Origin of the sequence: Paenibacillus sp. 1_12 (assembly GCF_900114475.1) — a bacterium.
In the GTDB taxonomy this organism is placed as follows: Bacteria; Bacillota; Bacilli; order Paenibacillales; family NBRC-103111; genus Paenibacillus_S.
Genome location: NZ_FOTE01000018.1, coordinates 1 through 19,101, shown reverse-complemented (window position 1 = coordinate 19,101; position 19,101 = coordinate 1). Strand labels below are relative to the sequence as shown.

The window sequence follows — 19,101 nt, the reverse complement described above, 5'->3', positions numbered from 1 at the left end:
ACCATATTGAAGACCCTGCAACAAGGAAGGAACAAGCATGAGCTTTTTATTTTATACAGTTGTCGGATTACTCGCTGCAACGCTTGGCAGTCTTGTCGGTCTGGGAGGCGGTATTGTTATTGTGCCGTCGCTCATTTATCTCGGTCCTTATTTCGTTGGACAGGACATTTCAGTATCAACAGCCGTCGGAACTTCCTTGGCTGTGTTGATTTTCACCGCATTTTCTTCTACGTGGGCTTTCCATAAGCAGCGTAAAGTCGATTTCCGCAGCGGCTGGCTCTATTTCTTGACATGCGGGCCAGGCGCAATGCTCGGCTCTTATATTACTCAATTTGTTGATGCCAAGTCGTTTCAGCTTGCCTTTGGAATTTTCATGCTGGTGATGGCGATCTTACTGATCTTTAAAGATCGTTTGAAGCCGCTACATATACAATGGCCTATCCAAAGAACGCACACAGACGCAGCAGGGCTTGTGCACACATACGGTTACGGAGTGCTGCCAGCGCTTGCGATCGGGCTGGTTGTCGGCATTATTTCCGGCTTGTTCGGTATTGGCGGTGGATCCTTATTCGTTCCGGCGATGATGATATTGTTCCGCTATCCACCGCATGTTGCAACAGCTACCTCGATGTTTGTGATCTTTTTGTCTTCAATAATGGGTACAGTTACGCATCTAAGCTTGGGGGAAGTCAATGGCTGGATGGTTCTGGGACTTGCACCGAGCGCTCTGGTTGGCGGATGGCTGGGTGCCAAAATCGCCAACGCACTGAGCAGCAAGAAACTAATGTGGGTGCTGCGTATTACCTTTTTAATTGTAGCCATTCGCATGATTTTCTCATAATGGATTATTCGTTATTTAGGAAGAAATGTCTTAATCCACGAAGCGAAGCCAGCCGGATTCCGGGTTTGAATCAGCACTACGCCTTCACCTCGAAAACGGCATACGGCTGCCTCGCCGCTCGTTATGCTGGATATCCAGCCCTTGGATGCCTTTTCAATCGTATAATTCATGTAATCAGGCCAAGCAACCAAATGCCCGTTATCGATAATTCTTTCTTCTCCAGGTTGAAGATTAATCGCATGAATAGCACCGTAAGAGGATAGGAATACCGTGCCTTTTCCACTGATCTCCACAATGAAAAAGCCTTCTCCAGATAAAAATCCCTTCATCAGATTCTGCATCTTCGTGTTCACCTGAATGCCATTGGTACCGGCAAGAAAGCCGTCCTTCTGCACATACAGCTTATAGGAGCCGTCAAGCTCAATCGCTTGAACATCACCGATCGCCGCTGGCGCCAAAAGTACTTCTCCTCTGCCTTGGGTAGCCGTTAACTCCTGGAAAAAGAACTTTTCGCCGCTCAGCATTCGGCCAAGCCCTCGCATCAAACCGCCATCTACCGTTCCTTTGAGATCGATATTAGGCGTCATCGATACCATAGCCCCGGACTCCGCTTTTACATTTTCCCCTTGCTCCAATTCAATTTTAACTAATGGAAAAGCACCTTGATAAAGAATTTCGTATTTCATATCTGTTATATTCCTCCTATTCTATATGTAAAGTAAAAATCTTCTTCTATTATAATACAACTCCCCCTTCCAATAACAACTTTATGCCGAATGGTGTCGGTTCTACAATCCAAATAACCCGAAGCCGCGGCATCGGGTCTGGACACATAAGCTTGCTCGCATACCGCCTTGATTTTCTACTAACGGTCCCCAATGCCTTCACCGAAATGTCATCCACTTCGTTCATTGTCCGAATTTACTTATAAAAGCCCTGCTCTTCAGCATATTTTCCCCAATGAGGACGTCCTCCATCCATATCTGTAAATCCATATATATCCGAAAGCTCCCATGAGGTCAGAATGTGACCCGACTTTTCCAGCACATTCGAATCCGCTGCCAAAGCCGCAACTGCTCTCCCAACGAAATAGGGTGTTTCTGATATCAGAAAATGTGGATCTGTTTTCACCCCATCCCGCCAATTCGCCTCCGTCACACCAAAATAATCCAGCATTGCCTCTGAACGTAAAAATCCGGGTGTTAATGAAACTGCAGCTACTTGATGCTCACGAAGCTCCGCTGCCATGGACTGGGCTAGGTGGATCGCCGATATTTTGGCCAGACTGTAGTACAAATTTCCGCGATATCGATAATCAAATCCATCGGTAATTTCAATGATCAGCCCGCTGTTCCTTGCAACCATCAATGGTGCTGCATAATAGCTTGTTATCATATGCGCATGTACCGCAGGAATTTGCATTTGCAGTCCATCATCTAATGAATGCTCCCAGAACGGCTTTCCCCATTCTGTGAGTCGTTCGCCACCCCATATGTCATTAACAACCATGTCGAGGACACCATTCTGCTCTGTACGCACTTGTTCAAAAAGTGCTTTTACATCGGCCTCTATCGTGTGGTCTACCCTTACTGCAATTCCTACACCTCCTCTGGCCGTAACCCGTTCCGCCGTTTCCTCGATCGTCTCCTGCCTCCCCATATTGGATAAATGACCTCTCGTACTGCGTCCTGTGACGTAAACGGTCGCGCCCGCTTCGCCCAGCATCTCCGCAATTCCACGGCCCGCACCTCTTGTCGCTCCTGCCACTACAGCTACCTTTCCTTCCAAAGCCTTCATTATAAATTCAGCCTCCTGATTATTCGTTGATTGCTTCACCCAGATAGTATATCAAAGCATATATGTCAGTTATCGTCTTAATTAGACTAACTAACTATTTATTTTATTCATTATTAACGATGTCAAGTCAGCTTTGTAGAAACAGGCCCTAACATTTGTCCAAATATTGATCGAATTGCGAATAATGTTTGAACAAACGCCAAAAAGTGTAGTATACTATATGGAAGGAAAGCACTTACACAATTAGGAGTGTTCATTATGACAACTAAAACCTCATCCATTCATCGTGTTGATCTTGGTAAAGCCCATACGGATAACGGAATCGCACGTTTAGTAACATTAATGACCTGTTTCGCATGGGTTGCTCTCGGTATCGGCGTTCTTCTATGTCTTATGAATTTGAGCCATTTCAGCGATCGCAATACAGGGCTTATGGTCGGCTTGGGCTTTATTGTAGGCAGCGTGCATATATTCGTCATTGGTACTGCAATGGGGCTTGTTCACAAACGTCATCAGGATCATAATAAACTGCCGTTCTAGAGATAACGGATTTCGTTCTCTTGATTGTCAGGGTAGTAGGTTGCTCTTTATTTAACACATAGCTCCAGCGACCGCTTCGAAATCACATCGTGATAACGAGGCGGTTTTTTTGTACTTATTTTAGCGGTTAGTTTTCCATTTTACAGGGTAATATCGTCACAGATGTCGAACAGGTGACATTTGTATTACGAAGAAAAGACAAATTATTGACGGTATTGTTAAGTCTGCAGTTATCTGCTTTCATTTCTGCTAAGTTATAAGTATGTCATTGATTTGAGAATCAGAGTTGAAAAAGGAGATGAAAAGCTTGAGGCCGAACCTACGCATTCTGATACCCATGTTGTTTATATTGTCACTCGTCCTGCTCTCCGGATGCAGTGAACAATTTATCGTTCTTGATCCTAAAGGCCCGGTCGGCGCGGCGCAAAAGGATTTGATGTGGATTTCAACTTTGCTTTGCTCCGTCGTTATAGTTCCCGTATTGCTGTTGAGCGGATTTATCTTATGGCGATACCGTGAAAAGGCGGGCAGTAAAGCAGCCTACACACCTAATTGGGCGCACAGTACCAAACTGGAGATCATCTGGTGGGGAATCCCCATTGTTATTATTATTATTTTGGCTATAGTAACGGCTAAATACACCTATGCTCTTGAACCTTCCAAACCTTTGGAATCGGATAAAAAGCCGATCACGGTACAGGTTACCTCGCTCGACTGGAAATGGTTGTTCCAATATCCGGAGCAGGGCATAGCAACAGTCAACTATCTGCAAATACCTCAAGGCGTTCCGGTCAAGTTTGAATTGACATCGGCAACGGCAATGAACTCATTCTGGATTCCTCAGCTTGGGGGTCAAATTTATACAATGTCTGGCATGGCTATGACGTTGTTCCTGCAAGCGGACGAGCCAGGTCAATATTTCGGCAGTGGGGCTAACTTCAACGGGCGTGATTTTGCCCAAATGACCTTCAAGGTTGATGCTACTTCTCAAGAATCCTTTGACGCTTGGGTGAAGAAAACGAAAGATGCTTCTCCTGCCCTTACCATGGACGGCTATACCAAGCTTTCTGAGCCCGGACCTTCAACCGTGCAGTACTTTTCATCATTTCCTGCTGGCTTGTTCGAACGAATTGTAACCCAATACGCAGTTGGTGGAAGTGCACATCACCATGGCGGCACACAGCCAAAAGCTATCAATAACGGCAGCACACAAGACAAGTCAGCACCTGCAGCTGCAACTCCCCCTTTGGGCCATACGGGCCATTAACGATGAAATGAAAGGAGACCTACCATGCTGGATTCAATCAAACAATTTTCATCCACCTTTTTCGTTACAGGCGACCCGTTGATTCTCGGAGCTCAAGTCTCCATCGCCATATCGATGGTGGCTATAGTGTTTGCCTTGACGGTTTTCAAAAAATGGCGTTGGCTTTGGACCGAATGGCTGACTACCGTCGACCATAAAAAAGTAGGAATTATGTATATCATCGCTTCCCTGCTGATGTTGTTCCGCGGTGGTGTCGATGCGCTTCTCATGCGTACACAACTAGCGCTACCGCAGCTTGAGTTTCTGCAGGCTGAGCACTACAACCAGATATTTACGACGCACGGCGTCATCATGATTTTATTTATGGCGATGCCTCTCATGTTCGGTTTATTCAACATTGCAATACCACTGCAAATCGGTGCTCGCGATGTCGCGTTCCCTTTTCTGAACTCGCTGAGCTTCTGGTTGTTCTTCTTTGGTGCGATGCTGTTCAACCTGTCCTTCATTATAGGGGGCTCACCCGATGCTGGCTGGCTGGCTTATCCGCCTCTCTCGGAGTTATCCGGCAGCCCAAGTGTCGGTCAAGACTTTTATATTTGGGGCATTCAAATCTCCGGAATCGGGAGCTTGGCAACGGGCATTAACTTTATCGTAACGATCCTGAAAATGCGCGCTCCAGGCATGACCTTAATGAAAATGCCGATGTACGTATGGTCCGTTTTTACTACATGCATCATTATCATTTTTGCATTTCCGATTTTGACCGTTACACTTGCTCTGCTGTTTCTGGATCGCTTCCTCGGCGCTCACTTCTTTACGCTCGATGGTGGCGGTAATCCGATGATGTATATTAACTTAATCTGGATGTGGGGTCACCCCGAGGTTTACATTGTGATTCTGCCCGCATTCGGTATATTTTCGGAAATCGTATCGACGTTTGCCAAGAAAAAGCTGTTTGGCTACAAGTCGATGGTGTTCGCGATGTTTTCCATAAGTATTATGTCCTTCTTCACTTGGGCTCATCACTTCTTTACGATGGGCTCAGGCGCCAACGTTAACATATTCTTTGCCATAACGACCATGATCATAGCGATTCCTACCGGAGTCAAAGTATTCAATTGGCTGTTCACGCTGTTTAGAGGGAAAATTACATTTTCTACACCGATGATGTGGACAGCGGCTTTTATCCCCTGCTTTATCGTAGGAGGAATGACAGGCGTTCTGCTCTCTGTTGCTCCAGCTGATTTTCAGTTTCATAACAGCTACTTCCTGATTGCGCATTTCCACCAAGTCTTGATCGGTGGTGTCGTATTCGGATATTTTGCCGGATTGTATTATTGGTGGCCCAAGATGTTCGGATTCAAACTGCATGAAGGACTTGGTAAATGGGCCTTCTGGTTCTGGAATATCGGCTTCTATGTGTGCTTTATGCCGCAATATGCACTTGGTTTGATGGGCATGACGCGCCGCTTTAACGCTTATGACTTTGATATGGGCTGGCAGCCGCTTAATGTCATATCCACCGTCGGCGGATTTTTGATGGGTATAGCCTTCATATTCCAAGTATGGCAAATTGCCCACAGCATCAAGTTCATGCAAAAAGATACTACAGGCGATCCATGGGGTGGGCGTACGCTTGAATGGTCGATACCTTCACCGGCGCCGCTATATAACTTTGCAACCATACCACAAGTAGATAGTATGGACGCATGGTTGGAGGAGAAAAATAAACGTGCCGCAGGCACTGCTGTTCCAGCACCCGAAATCGAACCGATTCATATGCCAAGAAACTCTGCGATCCCATTCATCATGTCGGTCTGCTGGTTTGTAGCCGGCTTCGGGTTTGTCTGGAGCTGGATGTGGATGGCTATTCCTGGACTTATCGGCGTCGCTGTCTGCATGCTGGTTCGCTCCTTCACTTACAATACCGACTACTATATTCCGGTCGATGAGGTTAAACGAACGGAAGCTGCATTAAGGGGGTCCCATTAATGGCACAGACAATTACCAACAAGTCATCCGCACACAGCGGCGGACATGGACATGGGCACGAACCTGAGCATCATCACGATGATCATGCCGACCAAGAATCCATGAAGACCTTCGGCTTCTGGCTGTTTCTAATTACGGATTGTATTTTATTCGGTACCTTATTTGCCACTTATGTGGTCTTAAGATTCAATACAAACGGCGGTCCTACTGCCCATGAGCTATTCGAAATGCCGGGTGTCATCGCTGAAACCTTCATCCTGTTAACCAGCAGCTTCACCAGCGGCTTAGCTGTTCTCGCCATGAATCAAGGCAATAAAAAGGCCTTGATCGGCTGGCTGGCTGTCACTGTGCTGCTTGGCGCTTCATTCATCACGCTCGAAGTAACCGAGTTCATCAACATGGTGCATGAAGGTGCAACGATCTCCACTAGCGCATTCTTGTCTGCATTCTTCACGCTTGTGGGTACGCATGGACTTCACGTATCGCTTGGACTCGTATGGATGATAGGAATCATGTTCCAGCTCAGTCGTCGCGGTATCACGAATGTTACCAAACGCAAGGTTACAATCATCAGCTTATATTGGCATTTCCTTGATATCGTATGGATTTTCGTGCTCACAGTCGTTTATTTAATGGGGGTGATGTAAATGGATAACCACAGCGCAGAACCGCATCATGATCATGGCGGGTCACTGAAATCCTATACGATCGGATTTATTTTATCCATTGTGCTGACCATCATTCCGCTAGTACTGGTCATGAATCATATGCTGAACGCAACCGCAACACTTGTCATTATTCTTTTAATAGCTATTCTACAGTTCGCTGTTCAGATGATCTTCTTTATGCATATTAGGGAAGAGCAGAAGCCGCGCTACAACTTGATGGCTTTGATACTAGGTCTTGTTATTCTCGTGACGATTGTGTCAGGCTCCGTATGGATTATGACGTATAATACGGTTGCCCATTAAATCGATAGATTTAGAGCCACATGTTTCCAGAACACAAAAAGCCCTGCAAGAACAGCCGTTATTTCGGTGGTCTTTGCAGGGCCTTTTATTTGATCCCCTGTATTCTCATCGCGTCGACAATCGATACTGCTTGGGCGACATCGCCACATGCCGCTGAAAAGCCCTGTTCAGATTACGTTCGGAATACCCGACCATGGAGGCAACTTCTGTTATACTGTGGTCCGTCTCCTCCAGCAATTTCCGCGCTTTCTCTACCTTGTATTTCATCAGATACTCGATAAATGAAATGCCCGCTTCCTGCTTAAACATCCGGCTCAAGTAAGACGGACTCATATTAACCAGCTCTGCACATTCGATCAAAGAAGGTAAGCCATCATTCGCTTCAATGTGAATACGCACCTTTTGTACGGACAGCTTGGTTGTATTCATCCGAATTTCTTCCGTAATCTGCTTGTGCATGGGAAATAAAATTTCCACGAACCACTCGTGAACCTCCTGATACGTCTGCCTTGCTTTCAACTGTTCGAAGAGATTGTCGCCAAGACTATCCAGAACACCATGTCCAATCTCTTCCAACGATTGAATAATCGAGGATAGCAGGACCAAATAGCACTGCATCGCCGTGTTATACGAATCCGAAGTTCGCACGCGTGTCGAGAATTGCACCAGAGACTGCTCAGCCGACGACAGCTCTCCTTGCAGTAAATATTCAACCATATCCAGTTCGAAATTTTTGGGATAATTAAAAACCTTAAGCTTATCGGTCGGAACGGCCAAGCGATTGTAGAAAAGTACGCCCTGGTCATTGCTGATCAACCGATATTGCAGCGCAAGCTTTGCTTCGTTATAGGATTCCGACAGCCGTGCAAGATGATCTCGCTGTCCTCCGACTCCAATGGAAACCTGGAAGGACAAGTACGTTTGCAGCGCCTCGCAAATTTTATCCGCATAGCCTTGAATCGTCCGTGTAATTTCATGCTCATCGATATGGCTATCAAAGTGGAGAATCGCGACCGCTTCCTTCTCTTCCTTCTCGACAACGAACCCCTGCGCCGGTTCGCTGTGCTCCAACAGCTCCAGCATGACATTTTTGATCGCAAAGACGATAATCGCACCCTCATTAGGCAAAAACCTTTTTTCCTTAAACAGATTTTCCGCCTTGACGACCAGTACCAAATAAATTCCTTCCTGGGGAATCCGATACGTACGACAGGAGGAATCTAATGTTTCTTTACGGACGATCGAGGTGCTGCCCAGCAGGTTCAGCAGAAACTGGTCACGCAAATCAGGTTGAATCTTCTTGACATAGCTGTCCAGTGATTCAGCCTGATCTCTCAAATAGGTCAGGCAGGAGCGAATAAATTCAATTTCATTCCCTTTGATCCCGGGAACCTTAGCTGTGCCTCCATGGCGCAGCTGTTCGCCGTATTTAAGCAGCTTATCAATAGGACTATAGGCAAGCTTGGAAAAAATGATCGTCAGAAACACGCCGAGAAGTAAAAAAATCAGCACGGAAAGTGCGATAAACAGACGGAGCCATGTCAGCTGACTCGTCATCTCCCTCTCCGGCATCAAGGATACATAGGTTCTTCCAAGAGCCGTACGATAAAATACGGTTAGCAAACGCTCATCTTGAGCATCGATTTGGATAAAATGACCGGTGTCGCTTTCCGCTGATAAAACACGGTTAAGCAAGAGCTGCGTGCTCGCAGGTTTACCCAGCAGAGAATCATTGGAGGAATGCAGCATAATGTGATTCTTAGAATCCATGACCAGCAAATCCTGGGCACGCATCGCTGAGCCGGAATTGAACAGCAGCTTGCGTATTTCCGCTTCCCGGACCTGAAAAATCATAATGCCCTGCGGCTTGCCAAAATGAGTTACCGGAAGGCGGCGCACATAGGAAATGCAGCCATCCTGGACGGAGGAAGGCAGGTATACCCACTCCGACTTGTTATCCATAGACAGCACCTTCATGATATTGTCCCGCTGCGGGGAATTTTCCAAGGCGGTCGCTCCATACCCGCTCGAAATTGCAATATCGCTTGCGCTTTGGTAAAAAACAACCTCACGAATCATGCTGCCGGAGTTCTTTTGGACCAGCAGCGTTTCCAAAATCTCAGACTGCTCGACATAATGATCGGCAAAATCCGATTGACCGAGAACCGCTTTGATCGAAGGTTGGATCGAAAGCTGCAGCGATTGATATTCAATCTGGGTCAATACGTTTTCCATACGTTCCTTCAATTGTAGCAGCGAGGCAAAATTATCTTCTTGGAACTGCTGCGTCAGCTTATTTTCAGACACGTGTAAATAAGCAGTGCCCAGAAGAAAGATGGGCAGCGACACAGAGATACAGCCTAACCAGACCAAACGACTTAAATAATTTGTTCCGGGGAGCATGGCGCCAAGCAGCGCAAGCCCCCTTTGTATCCAATGTTTCATAGACTCCTCCCCGGCAAACAGAGGTTGTTACTTGCCTAAGTAGCCTTTATAGTTTTTGGCGAATTCCTGATACGCTTGTTTCGTTTCTGGAAGGTTATTAATCTTATCGACATATTGCTTGTATTCATCCATACTGATTTGACCAACAATCGTTTTGGTTACCATCGATTTCCATTCACTCTCATATTTGGACCAGACATTGATCCAGGAGTCGGACACCAGGAAGCGGAAAGGATCAACCGTGCCGATTTCATCAAAATTGGCAACCTCTTTGATTTTGGCATCATTATAGGCTTTGCTTCCCGATGCGCTGATGACCTTACCCCACTTCTGGTAAGTAAGCACACCAACCCCTTTACTTGTTGTATTGACTTCTTTAATACCCTTTTCATTCAATATCTTCTGTCCGTCGACTACCGTATAATGTACGCCTTCTGTGCCGTAATAGGCAAAATCCGTAATGCTTTCCGAAGCTGTCTTCTCAAAATAATCAAGCAGCTGCCATACCTTGGCCTCTGGTACCTGCTTCGATATCAGGAAACCGCCTCCGCCGCCTATCGATAAATCAATCGCTGTACCCTTAGGTCCCTTAAGCGTCAAATTCAAAATTTGCGGATTTTTTTGTCCGTTTTTTTCCATTGCGGTTTCCCACTGCTTATCCCACCAGATACTTCTTGCATAAGAAGCCGCGCGGCCCGTCTGGAACAGCTCTTCAGCCTGTGTCGTCTTCATGACAGCAAACTCCTTGGACAAGATGCCTTCCTTGTAGAGCTTCTGGAACCAGGCGATCATTTCCGTATACTGTGGATTTAAATTGGTATAGATCAATCCTCCGGCTGCATCGTAAGTAGGCTGAGACGCACCGAATCCCGCTGCAAAGGAAGCGTCACCATCACTCACGATGACCCCGTGTCCAATAAGGCCCAGCGTGTCTTTCTTTCCGTTGCCGTCTATGTCGGCGTCGATGATCTTTTTCAAGGCATCGGCATACTCATCGAGTGTAGTAGGAACCGGAATTTTCAACTGATCCAGCCAGTCCTTGCGGATTTTGATTCCCGGGTCAACTCTGGAACGGGAGCCCGGAAGCGAATAAATTTTGCCGTCAATCGTTCTGTATTTAAAAGCGTCCTTGACCAAATTGTTTTTCATGTTCGGGTATTTGCTCAGATCACCTAGAAATGGAGTAAGGTCCCAAAAAGCACCATTTTTGATTGCACTGAGCAGAGTCGCTTTCTTAAAATCGGGAACGGCAACAACCTCAGGCAGATCACCGGAAGCCAGCAGAAGATCGAGCTTGGTATTCAAATCACCCGAAGGCACCCATTCCACGTTCAACTTGGAATTCGTCCGCTTTTGCCATTCCGTCCAATAATCGTCGTTCATATTCGGCACTTCGTTATACAGTCCGGCGAACATTTTGATCGATAGCGGTTTATCCGCTTCTTTGGCTTGCCCTGCTGTCCCCTTGTCCGCACTGCTCGCTTTACCTGTATCCGCTTGGTTCGAGCAGCCTGCAATCACTGCCGCCGCCAACAACAGCGTCAATGTCAGATGACTCTTTCTATTCTTGAGCTTCATAAGGTTAAGTCCTCCCCATCATGATTGTAATTGCGCAGCTCCCACTTGCAGCAGGAACGCTTAAGTCCAATCATATATGCCGTTGGAAAGGCAGGATACGGACAATACTTTTACATGGCTTTACAAAAAGAAATGTCCCTTCTCCATACCGTTCCTATAAGGAAAAAAGCGGATTATCGGCGGCAAGGAAAGAAAAGTCCGGTATGCTTGCTTGCGTTTAGTGCCCGGCTGCAAGTATAAAACCTCTGGCAGTACTGTCAACGTTCACTAAATAGTCTTCGATTTGATGCTCCCGCTGCCGACCGTCTTACCGCTCATTCGCGCCTTGAATTCTCCAGGTGAGCAATGATTATGACGTTTGAATAATTTATAAAATTGAGCGCTGCTCGGTATTCCTACCTCACAGGCAATTTCTGTTATGCTCAGATCGCGGGTCACCAGCAGCCTCTCGGCTTTTTTAACACGTTTGTAATTCACAAATTCAATAAAAGATAGCCCCATCGTTGTGCGAAAATAGCGGATAAAATAAGCGTAGCTCAGATTAAGCAGACCACAAACCTCTTCAACCGTAATTTTACCGCCGAGATTACGCTCTACATAATCAAGTGCCGGCCGCAGGCGGACTACTTCCAGCTCCGTATCACCCTGAAGCATCATCCGGGAGTCGTAGCGCAGCAAAAGCAGCAGCAGCCGTTTGATGGCAGCACCGATCGCCAGCTCATAACCCCGCTTGCGCTCCTGGGACTCCCTATAAATATCCTTCACAAGCGAGAAAGCCTCCTCACGGCCCTCAGGATGCTCCCTAAATATGTAATTCAATTTGCTCAGCGGCTGCGTCAGTTCGGAAAAGCAGTGCAAATAAGGTAGCGAGCTTTGATCAAAATGCTGCAGCAAATCGACCTGAAGCACAATGAACCTCAGCGGGGACGGCAGTGCTTTATGAATCCGGTGAAGCTGAGAGGAACCGAACAGCATCACATCTCCATAGTCTTGTAACCGATAATCATCTTTGGTTTGTATACCTGCGCGACCTTCTGTTATAGCTAGAAATTCGACCTCTTTATGATAATGCCACGGCCATACCTCGGGAATCCCCACTGTCGCTTTATCGGACTGTACCTCCCATACCTTCAGAAAAAGAGATGGATTTTGATATATAACGAGCTCTTCCCTGACGGGATCATGCCGCGTATCCATTGCAATAGTCATAAACGAATGCACCTCATCGTTTTTACTTTTGAAGATAGACCTTCATAGGATTGGAAGTCTAATTATATCGAGTATAGCACAGGATTTTTTATGAAATTTAAAAAAGTCATTTTTGGAGAAGGAACGGGCAGATTTCAGTCTATCTTTTGTGTAAGCGGTTGCCTATAATCTGAGGTGAGTGAACTGACTATTATATAATGGAGGTATTCAATATGAGTGCAAGGCTACGGGTTACTGTCTGGAATGAGTTCCGTCATGAACAAAACAACGAAAAGGTGCGTGCCGTCTATCCCCAAGGTATCCATCACGCAATCGGCGAAGGCCTCGGCGATGCTTTTGACATCAGCTATGCTACATTAGATGAAGAAGAGCACGGATTAACCGAAGACAAGCTGAACCATACAGATGTACTGATCTGGTGGGGGCATAAGGCGCACCGTGAGGTTACCGACGTCATTGTGGACCGCGTTCACAAGCGTGTACGTGAGGGTATGGGCTTAATCGTGCTGCACTCCGGACATTTCTCCAAAATTTTCACGAAGCTGATGGGGACGTCATGCAATTTGAAATGGCGTGAGGCTGATGAGAAGGAACGCCTGTGGGTCGTTTCCCCCGGACATCCGATAGTCGAAGGCATCGGTGAATACATTGAGCTCGAGCAGGAGGAAATGTACGGCGAGCACTTTGACATTCCGCAGCCAGACGAGCTGATTTTTACAAGCTGGTTCGAGGGTGGAGAAGTATTCCGCAGCGGCTGCACATTCCATCGTGGACAAGGCAAAATCTTTTATTTCCGTCCTGGTCACGAAACCTATCCTACCTACTATAACGAACAGATTCGTCGTGTCATTCGCAACGCCGTATCGTGGGCAGCTCCAACATCCCGTCCGGTGCCTGTCTATGGCAACAGCAAGCCGCTGGAGACCATTAAGGGAGGCAAGTAATATGTCGGGTGCGGTTAAAGCAGTTAAGCCTTTCAGGGCCGTCCAGGTTGGCTGTGGCAACATGGGCAAGCGTTGGGTCAAATATGCAATTTCGAGAGAAGACGTTGAAATTGTCGCTTTGGTCGATATTTATCCAGCCGCCGCAGAAGCGATGGCGAATGAGCTTGGACTTACTTGCGGGCGGTTTACTAATCTTGAGGATGCTATTCGTTCCACTGGGGCCAATCTGGTAATGGATGTTACCATACCTGAGGTTCACAAAAGCGTAGTCATGACAGCAACCGCGCTTGGCTGCAATGTGATCGGAGAAAAGCCGATGGCCGCCTCCATGCAGGATGCTGTTGAAATGAAGAACTTCGTGAATCAGCACAACAAAAACTATATCGTCATGCAGAACCGCAGGTATAATAAACAAATCCGCGAGGCCAGAGGCATGATCGAACAGGACGTAATCGGACAGCCTGGCTTTATGAAAGCCGATTTTTTCCTTGGACCACATTTCGGCGGCTTCCGCGAAGCGATGGACAACCCGCTCATTCTCGATATGGCTATTCACACATTTGATCAAGCCCGCTTTCTGCTGGGCGCAAACCCGGTGTCCGTATACTGCCATGAATTTAATCCACCCTATTCCTGGTACAAAGGCAATGCTTCAGCAGTGTGCATATTCGAAATGTCGGACGGCACCGTATTTTCCTATAACGGCTCTTGGAGTGCTGAAGGCGCCCCAACATCCTGGGAAAGCGCATGGCGAATTGTCGGCTCCAAAGGAACCTTGATATGGGATGGGACGAACAGTCCCTATGCCGAAGTCGTACCCGTAGATGAAGCTGAAGGAGCCTTTACGAATAAACACGTAAAAATAGACCCTACAGCCGTCTGGGAAGGCCGTGAGGGTCATGAAGGCTGCTTCGAGGAAATGTTCACCTCGCTCATCGAAGGCCGCAAGGCTGAGACCGATTGCTCCGATAACCTGAACAGTATGGCTATGGTATTCGGTGCGATTGAAAGCGCAAAGCGTGGGGAAAAGGTACTGATCAGCTCCATTATCGGCAAATTGTAATTACCTAGGCGGATTGAGCCAACAAATCATTAGTTATGCGTGCTGCAAGGCTGGCTAAGTCGTATCCGACTTGGCCGGTTCTCACAATATAAGAATGGTTCAGCTCCGCTGTACCTATATACATTTTATTTTTAAAAAAACTTGCTTCGATCTAACGTAATTGTTAGATCGAAGCAAGTTTTTTAGGTATTCCATGATGCCGGTGAAGGGACTCGAACCCCCACTCCCTCTCAAGAAACGGATTTTGAGTCCGTCGCGTCTGCCATTCCGCCACACCGGCAAGTGTATGGCGCGCCCTGAGAGATTCGAACTCCCGGCCTTTTGATTCGTAGTCAAACGCTCTATCCAGCTGAGCTAAGGGCGCGCGGTATAAAACTTATAAACTGTGTTTCAGCAGTTATTTCAGCGCTGCTTCATGTGCGCAAGAAGTATAATATCACGTATAGATTATGATTGCAAGCAAAATATTAAAATATTTTATTTTTTCATAACTTGACCCATTTGCCTGTTATGTTACTTACAGAAAAATAGACCTCATTATCCTCTTTTACTCATCACATACCAGCTATCTGTTCGCTCCGGATAATACTTTTGTTCGATAATTTCATATTCCAGTCTCTGATACAATTCCACATTCCCGGGTATCGACAAGCGTACCTCCACCCTTGTTTCCTGTATCCCTTTGGCTTTGGCCAGGTGCTCTAAGAAGCTCAGCAGGCTTTTACAAATCCCATTCCCTCTATAGGCAGGCGAGACTGACACTCTTCCTATGTACATGTGTGAATCTTTAAATTTATAACGGGCCGATCCAACAGCTGACTGCCCAGCCCAAGCGATTACAGCCCCGCCACCCTGCTGCATGATGTTTTTAATATCTTCCGCTGTTTCGGAGAGCGCCCCTGATGGTGGAGTCAACTTCCCATTGTACTCTTGGAAAGCTTGCTGCATCAGGTTCAAGACGATATCTACTTGGTTGATTTCTGCTTCCTTAACTTCAATGTTCATGACTGCTCACTCCGTCTATGTAGGGTCTTGTATGGCTACAGCCGCTTTTCAAAACACACACTTTGCTTAGAATCGACATATTCACCAAACCGCTCAATTTCATCATACCCAAATCTGGTGTACATGGCTATCGCTTCAGGTTGAAGCAGCCCTGCCTCTAGCCTGAGAATCGAATATCCTTTTCGAATAGCCTCATGTTCCAAAAAGTGGAGTATTAATGAAGCAATGCCGCGTTGCCTGTAAGACGGATCTACAAAAAACCTTTTTAATTCGATACTTACCGGATCCAAAGGTCGCAGTGCACCGCACCCAATTGCAATGCCTTCGCAGTACGCAATAACAAACGTCATTTTATGGATTTCTGGGTCCTCAAAATCTACCCCAAAAATATCCTCCTTCGGATATTTCAGCAGCAGCTCAGCGTCCAGCTTAGCTATTAATACACTTAAATCTATATTATCAAAAGAAACCTGCTTCACATGGACATCTTGCATCTCTACACGACCTTTCTTATTAGGCAAACTTATACACCAGAAACTTTAAATTTGAGCCTTGCGTATGGAGTGGCTATGTTACAATGAATATGGAACAAGGACTACATAAACAAAAACCATTGATGGGAGTGATCGTGTGCTGGAAGCTAGACTGCCAAAAGCGATTTTATTGGATATGGATGATACGATTATTTCTTATGATCACGGAGTTGACACCGATCAATGCTGGAGGGATGCCTGCGGACATTTATCTGAACAAATGGACATCGAGCATGTAATTGCTGCAATTAAAGCAAGAGCCAAATGGCATTGGAGTGATCCTGAACGACATCGTATCGGCAGAATGGATCTTCGAAAAGCGAGGTCCGAGATCATTGCAGCCGCGCTAGAGCAGTTCGAGCTTACCAACTCCGCTAATACTGATCAGATAGCTTCTACCTATGGTGAACTACGCGATAAAGCCATACAGCCGTTCATAGGTGCCATAGAAACGGTTCAACGTCTTAAGGCGATGGGAATTAAGTTAGCCCTGCTGACGAATGGAAACACAGAACCACAATGGAACAAAATTAACAAATTTGGTCTTGCGCCGCTTTTCGATATTATCCTTGTTGAGGGTGAATTTGGGATTGGCAAGCCGGACGCTCGCATCTACCACCACGCTATCCAACAGTTGGGTGCAGCCGCAGAAGATACGTGGATGGTTGGCGATAATTTTGAATGGGAAATTGCCGCACCACAACGTCTTGGCATCAAAGGGATTTGGATCGATCATAAAAAAGTCGGTGTCCCCGTCAATTCAGAGACACAGCCCTATCGAATCATCCATACACTCTCTGAACTTTTAGAACTGTAGTGAATAAGATCCGCTGTGTTCATTATTAAGCGGATTCTATTCTTGCGAACGTTCATCACGATTGAATTCCTGCTCTAATATCGAGTGGAGCAAGGAATCATGCCATTTACCTTTATGATGCATGTGTTCCCGCAAACGCCCTTCATAAGTCATACCGATTTTCTGCATGACCTTGGCTGAGCCGATGTTGTCTGGACGGCAGGTGGCATAGATTCGGTGCAATCCCTGAGCTTGAAATCCGAAACGAAGCATAGCCTCAGCAGCTTCAGAGGCATAGCCTTGCTGCCAAAATTCCGGATTAAAGCAATAGCCAATCTCGCCCTGCTTCGGTTCGGATATGTACAAGCCGATACCACCAATAATCTGCTTCGTCGCCTTCAGGACTACAGCCATTTCAAATTCTTTGCGCGGCTGCTGCCCCTGCATCTCTATAACTTTGCCCATAAAGGCCTTGGTATCCTCCTCCGTATTGGGTCCCCAGATCATATGTGTCGTAACCAATGGACTTGAGGCGTACAGATGCACGTCTTGCCAGTCTTTCTGCTCGAATTCCCTTATAATCAATCGCTCCGTAACTAACTGCATATCCCCATCCCTCCCGCTTGTATCCCCTCACAGCACCTACGACTATCCTCCTCGGTTGTATCCACCTTCAGAATGCCATAACCTGCCCTGTAATCCTTCGTCGCTTGCTAGAAAGGCAATCAGACGCGCTACATCTACTGGTGTACCTATTCGTCCTCTTGGGAATCGAGGCAGCAGCTCAGCTTTGATAGAGTCTGTCATCCAGCCAGTATCGGTTGGCCCGAGGTTGCCTGTATTAACTGTAATTCTTTTTTACCGACTCACTCTCTTTGTTTCAGATGATTCGATTTAAAGGTTTGCAAAGGACCGTCGCAATCATCACGTCTTCCTTCTACATAGCTATGACCTGTGTACTCAGCAATAATTTTTCTCCAAAATAACTGCGAAGGAGCATTGTTCTCTACCTGCCCAACTTTCCAATTCCCAGGAAGTAAATCAAACAAACGAATCGCCGCCTTATTACCTACTCCCCTTCTTCTGTACTTCTTCATCACAAAAAACTCAGCCATTGAATGGATGTCCTCACCTTCTGCATTCACTCCAAGTGCTCTCACTAAAGCGAAGCCTGCCAGTTTCTCGTCCACTCTTATGAAAAATGCATGTCTTCCATCCTCAGTCCAATAGTAATCCAAATATTTATAATCATACAACCCTTGCTCATTGACATCATCAAGCTCATACTCACTAAAATCATATTTATAAAGCTCAAGGAGCTGTCGCAGTATCGATTTTTGCTCATAAGCCACTTTTTCTAAAATCACTTTCATGAATATCCCTCATTCCGTTGTATCTTCCTAATTATTATCCATCTGATACGAACATTTGAACATGGATTTTTTGGATGTAATTAAGATTTCCCGGAACCGTGTTTCTATCTATTAAATAGTTCTTCCCAGAAAACAAAAAAAACCTTGTATGAACAAGGTTTATCGGTTCTTAAAATAATGAAATTGGCAACGAATGCTAGTACATATCAAGAAAATTCAAGTCTTAAGCTGTCACGTTAGACTGCATAAGAAGTGGTCGGGACGACACGATTTGAACATGCGACCCCCTGGTCCCAAACCAGGTGCTCTACCAAGCTGAGCTACGTCCCGACAAAATGTACTTTGTGTAAAAATGGTGGCTCGGGACGGAATCGAACCGCCGACACGAGGATTTTCAGTCCTCTGCTCTACCGACTGAGCTACCGAGCCTTATGTATATTCAATAAAAGTGGCGGAGCCGACGGGATTCGAACCCGCGATCTCCTGCGTGACAGGCAGGCATGTTGGGCCACTACACCACGGCTCCACATTGTTTCGAAGGCAAGTAAGCTTCGAAAAATTAAGTTGCGGGGGCAGGATTTGAACCTGCGGCCTTCGGGTTATGAGCCCGACGAGCTACCGGGCTGCTCCACCCCGCGTCATTCTACTAAAAATATGGTGGGCGCTGACGGGATCGAACCGCCGACCCTCTGCTTGTAAGGCAGATGCTCTCCCAGCTGAGCTAAGCGCCCTTGCTTTGGTGACCCG

General features: G+C 46.4%; 18 protein-coding genes, 7 tRNA genes and 1 pseudogene. 9 read left to right on the top strand and 17 right to left on the bottom strand.

All coding sequences use genetic code 11. From position 1 onward, the window contains the following. The first annotated feature begins 37 nt into the window (after window positions 1-37). Window positions 38-841 carry a sulfite exporter TauE/SafE family protein gene (locus BM210_RS27225; RefSeq protein WP_091175407.1) on the top strand — a complete coding sequence of 268 codons (804 nt, stop codon included), beginning with the start codon at window positions 38-40 and terminating at the stop codon, window positions 839-841. Window positions 842-852: 11 nt separating this feature from the next. Here BM210_RS27225 and BM210_RS27220 read toward each other — a convergent pair whose 3' ends face one another. Beyond that, entirely contained in the window at window positions 853-1,527 is a 675-nt protein-coding gene (locus BM210_RS27220; protein WP_091175405.1) for a TIGR00266 family protein, read from the bottom strand. Between the two features lie 235 nt (window positions 1,528-1,762). Then, entirely contained in the window at window positions 1,763-2,638 is an 876-nt protein-coding gene (locus BM210_RS27215; protein ID WP_091175404.1) for an SDR family oxidoreductase, read from the bottom strand. A 258-nt stretch (window positions 2,639-2,896) separates the two neighbouring features. Here BM210_RS27215 and BM210_RS27210 point away from each other — a divergent pair, with 258 nt between their 5' ends. The 5 genes from BM210_RS27210 to cyoD all read left to right on the top strand — a co-directional run bounded on the left by BM210_RS27210 (window position 2,897) and on the right by cyoD (window position 7,408). Continuing rightward, window positions 2,897-3,178, top strand: a complete 282-nt coding sequence (locus tag BM210_RS27210; protein ID WP_091175402.1) for a hypothetical protein — start codon at window positions 2,897-2,899, stop codon at window positions 3,176-3,178. Between the two features lie 298 nt (window positions 3,179-3,476). Next, the gene (gene cyoA, locus BM210_RS27205; RefSeq protein WP_091175518.1) at window positions 3,477-4,445 is read left to right on the top strand and encodes a ubiquinol oxidase subunit II; all 969 of its coding nucleotides are present in this window, start codon (window positions 3,477-3,479) and stop codon (window positions 4,443-4,445) included. Window positions 4,446-4,469: 24 nt separating this feature from the next. Then, on the top strand, window positions 4,470-6,437 hold the full coding sequence (locus tag BM210_RS27200) for a cbb3-type cytochrome c oxidase subunit I (RefSeq protein WP_091175400.1): 1,968 nt from the start codon (window positions 4,470-4,472) through the stop codon (window positions 6,435-6,437). Continuing rightward, the gene (gene cyoC, locus BM210_RS27195) at window positions 6,437-7,084 is read left to right on the top strand and encodes a cytochrome o ubiquinol oxidase subunit III (protein WP_091175399.1); all 648 of its coding nucleotides are present in this window, start codon (window positions 6,437-6,439) and stop codon (window positions 7,082-7,084) included. The genes BM210_RS27200 and cyoC overlap by 1 nt, the downstream gene beginning before the upstream one ends. After that, a complete protein-coding gene (gene cyoD / locus BM210_RS27190; RefSeq protein WP_091175397.1) occupies window positions 7,085-7,408 on the top strand; it encodes a cytochrome o ubiquinol oxidase subunit IV in 324 nt (107 codons plus the stop codon). It abuts the gene before it with no gap. A gap of 105 nt (window positions 7,409-7,513) precedes the next feature. Here cyoD and BM210_RS27185 read toward each other — a convergent pair whose 3' ends face one another. From BM210_RS27185 to BM210_RS27175, 3 genes are all read right to left on the bottom strand, one after another. Further along, window positions 7,514-9,853 carry a helix-turn-helix domain-containing protein gene (locus tag BM210_RS27185; RefSeq protein WP_091175396.1) on the bottom strand — a complete coding sequence of 780 codons (2,340 nt, stop codon included), beginning with the start codon at window positions 9,851-9,853 and terminating at the stop codon, window positions 7,514-7,516. Window positions 9,854-9,880: 27 nt separating this feature from the next. Beyond that, on the bottom strand, window positions 9,881-11,431 hold the full coding sequence (locus tag BM210_RS27180) for a type 2 periplasmic-binding domain-containing protein (protein WP_091175394.1): 1,551 nt from the start codon (window positions 11,429-11,431) through the stop codon (window positions 9,881-9,883). Between the two features lie 267 nt (window positions 11,432-11,698). Beyond that, window positions 11,699-12,640, bottom strand: a complete 942-nt coding sequence (locus tag BM210_RS27175) for a helix-turn-helix domain-containing protein (protein ID WP_091175393.1) — start codon at window positions 12,638-12,640, stop codon at window positions 11,699-11,701. Between the two features lie 212 nt (window positions 12,641-12,852). On the opposite strand from BM210_RS27175, the gene BM210_RS27170 reads away from it, so the two are divergent. Continuing rightward, window positions 12,853-13,584, top strand: coding sequence for a ThuA domain-containing protein (locus BM210_RS27170; protein ID WP_091175391.1), 732 nt, complete (start codon window positions 12,853-12,855; stop codon window positions 13,582-13,584). 1 nt (window position 13,585) lies between these two features. Beyond that, window positions 13,586-14,647 (top strand): Gfo/Idh/MocA family protein, encoded by a 1,062-nt coding sequence (locus BM210_RS27165; RefSeq protein ID WP_091175389.1) that lies wholly within the window; start codon window positions 13,586-13,588, stop codon window positions 14,645-14,647. 197 nt (window positions 14,648-14,844) lie between these two features. Here BM210_RS27165 and BM210_RS27160 read toward each other — a convergent pair. The 4 genes from BM210_RS27160 to BM210_RS27145 all read right to left on the bottom strand — a co-directional run bounded on the left by BM210_RS27160 (window position 14,845) and on the right by BM210_RS27145 (window position 16,173). Then, window positions 14,845-14,927, bottom strand: a tRNA-Leu gene (locus BM210_RS27160). A 7-nt stretch (window positions 14,928-14,934) separates the two neighbouring features. Next, window positions 14,935-15,011: transfer RNA gene (locus BM210_RS27155), tRNA-Arg, on the bottom strand. A gap of 173 nt (window positions 15,012-15,184) precedes the next feature. Then, window positions 15,185-15,652 (bottom strand): GNAT family N-acetyltransferase, encoded by a 468-nt coding sequence (locus BM210_RS27150; protein WP_091175387.1) that lies wholly within the window; start codon window positions 15,650-15,652, stop codon window positions 15,185-15,187. 35 nt (window positions 15,653-15,687) lie between these two features. Next, window positions 15,688-16,173 (bottom strand): GNAT family N-acetyltransferase, encoded by a 486-nt coding sequence (locus BM210_RS27145; protein ID WP_256224078.1) that lies wholly within the window; start codon window positions 16,171-16,173, stop codon window positions 15,688-15,690. 109 nt (window positions 16,174-16,282) lie between these two features. Between BM210_RS27145 and BM210_RS27140 the strand changes: the two genes are divergently transcribed. Next, window positions 16,283-17,002, top strand: a complete 720-nt coding sequence (locus BM210_RS27140) for an HAD family hydrolase (protein WP_091175386.1) — start codon at window positions 16,283-16,285, stop codon at window positions 17,000-17,002. 36 nt (window positions 17,003-17,038) lie between these two features. Here the strand turns inward: BM210_RS27140 and BM210_RS27135 are convergent, their stop codons facing one another. The 8 genes and pseudogenes from BM210_RS27135 to BM210_RS27105 all read right to left on the bottom strand — a co-directional run bounded on the left by BM210_RS27135 (window position 17,039) and on the right by BM210_RS27105 (window position 19,085). Then, window positions 17,039-17,587 carry a GNAT family N-acetyltransferase gene (locus tag BM210_RS27135; protein ID WP_091175384.1) on the bottom strand — a complete coding sequence of 183 codons (549 nt, stop codon included), beginning with the start codon at window positions 17,585-17,587 and terminating at the stop codon, window positions 17,039-17,041. Window positions 17,588-17,629: 42 nt separating this feature from the next. Further along, window positions 17,630-17,833: pseudogene (locus BM210_RS34425) on the bottom strand (hypothetical protein); the annotation flags it as partial. A 14-nt stretch (window positions 17,834-17,847) separates the two neighbouring features. Beyond that, the gene (locus BM210_RS27130) at window positions 17,848-18,354 is read right to left on the bottom strand and encodes a GNAT family N-acetyltransferase (RefSeq protein ID WP_091175382.1); all 507 of its coding nucleotides are present in this window, start codon (window positions 18,352-18,354) and stop codon (window positions 17,848-17,850) included. 253 nt (window positions 18,355-18,607) lie between these two features. Beyond that, window positions 18,608-18,684 (bottom strand) — tRNA-Pro (locus BM210_RS27125). Between the two features lie 23 nt (window positions 18,685-18,707). Then, window positions 18,708-18,783 (bottom strand) — tRNA-Phe (locus BM210_RS27120). 20 nt (window positions 18,784-18,803) lie between these two features. Further along, window positions 18,804-18,880, bottom strand: a tRNA-Asp gene (locus BM210_RS27115). A 38-nt stretch (window positions 18,881-18,918) separates the two neighbouring features. After that, window positions 18,919-18,992 (bottom strand) — tRNA-Met (locus tag BM210_RS27110). Window positions 18,993-19,009: 17 nt separating this feature from the next. After that, window positions 19,010-19,085, bottom strand: a tRNA-Val gene (locus tag BM210_RS27105). Window positions 19,086-19,101: the final 16 nt, after the last annotated feature.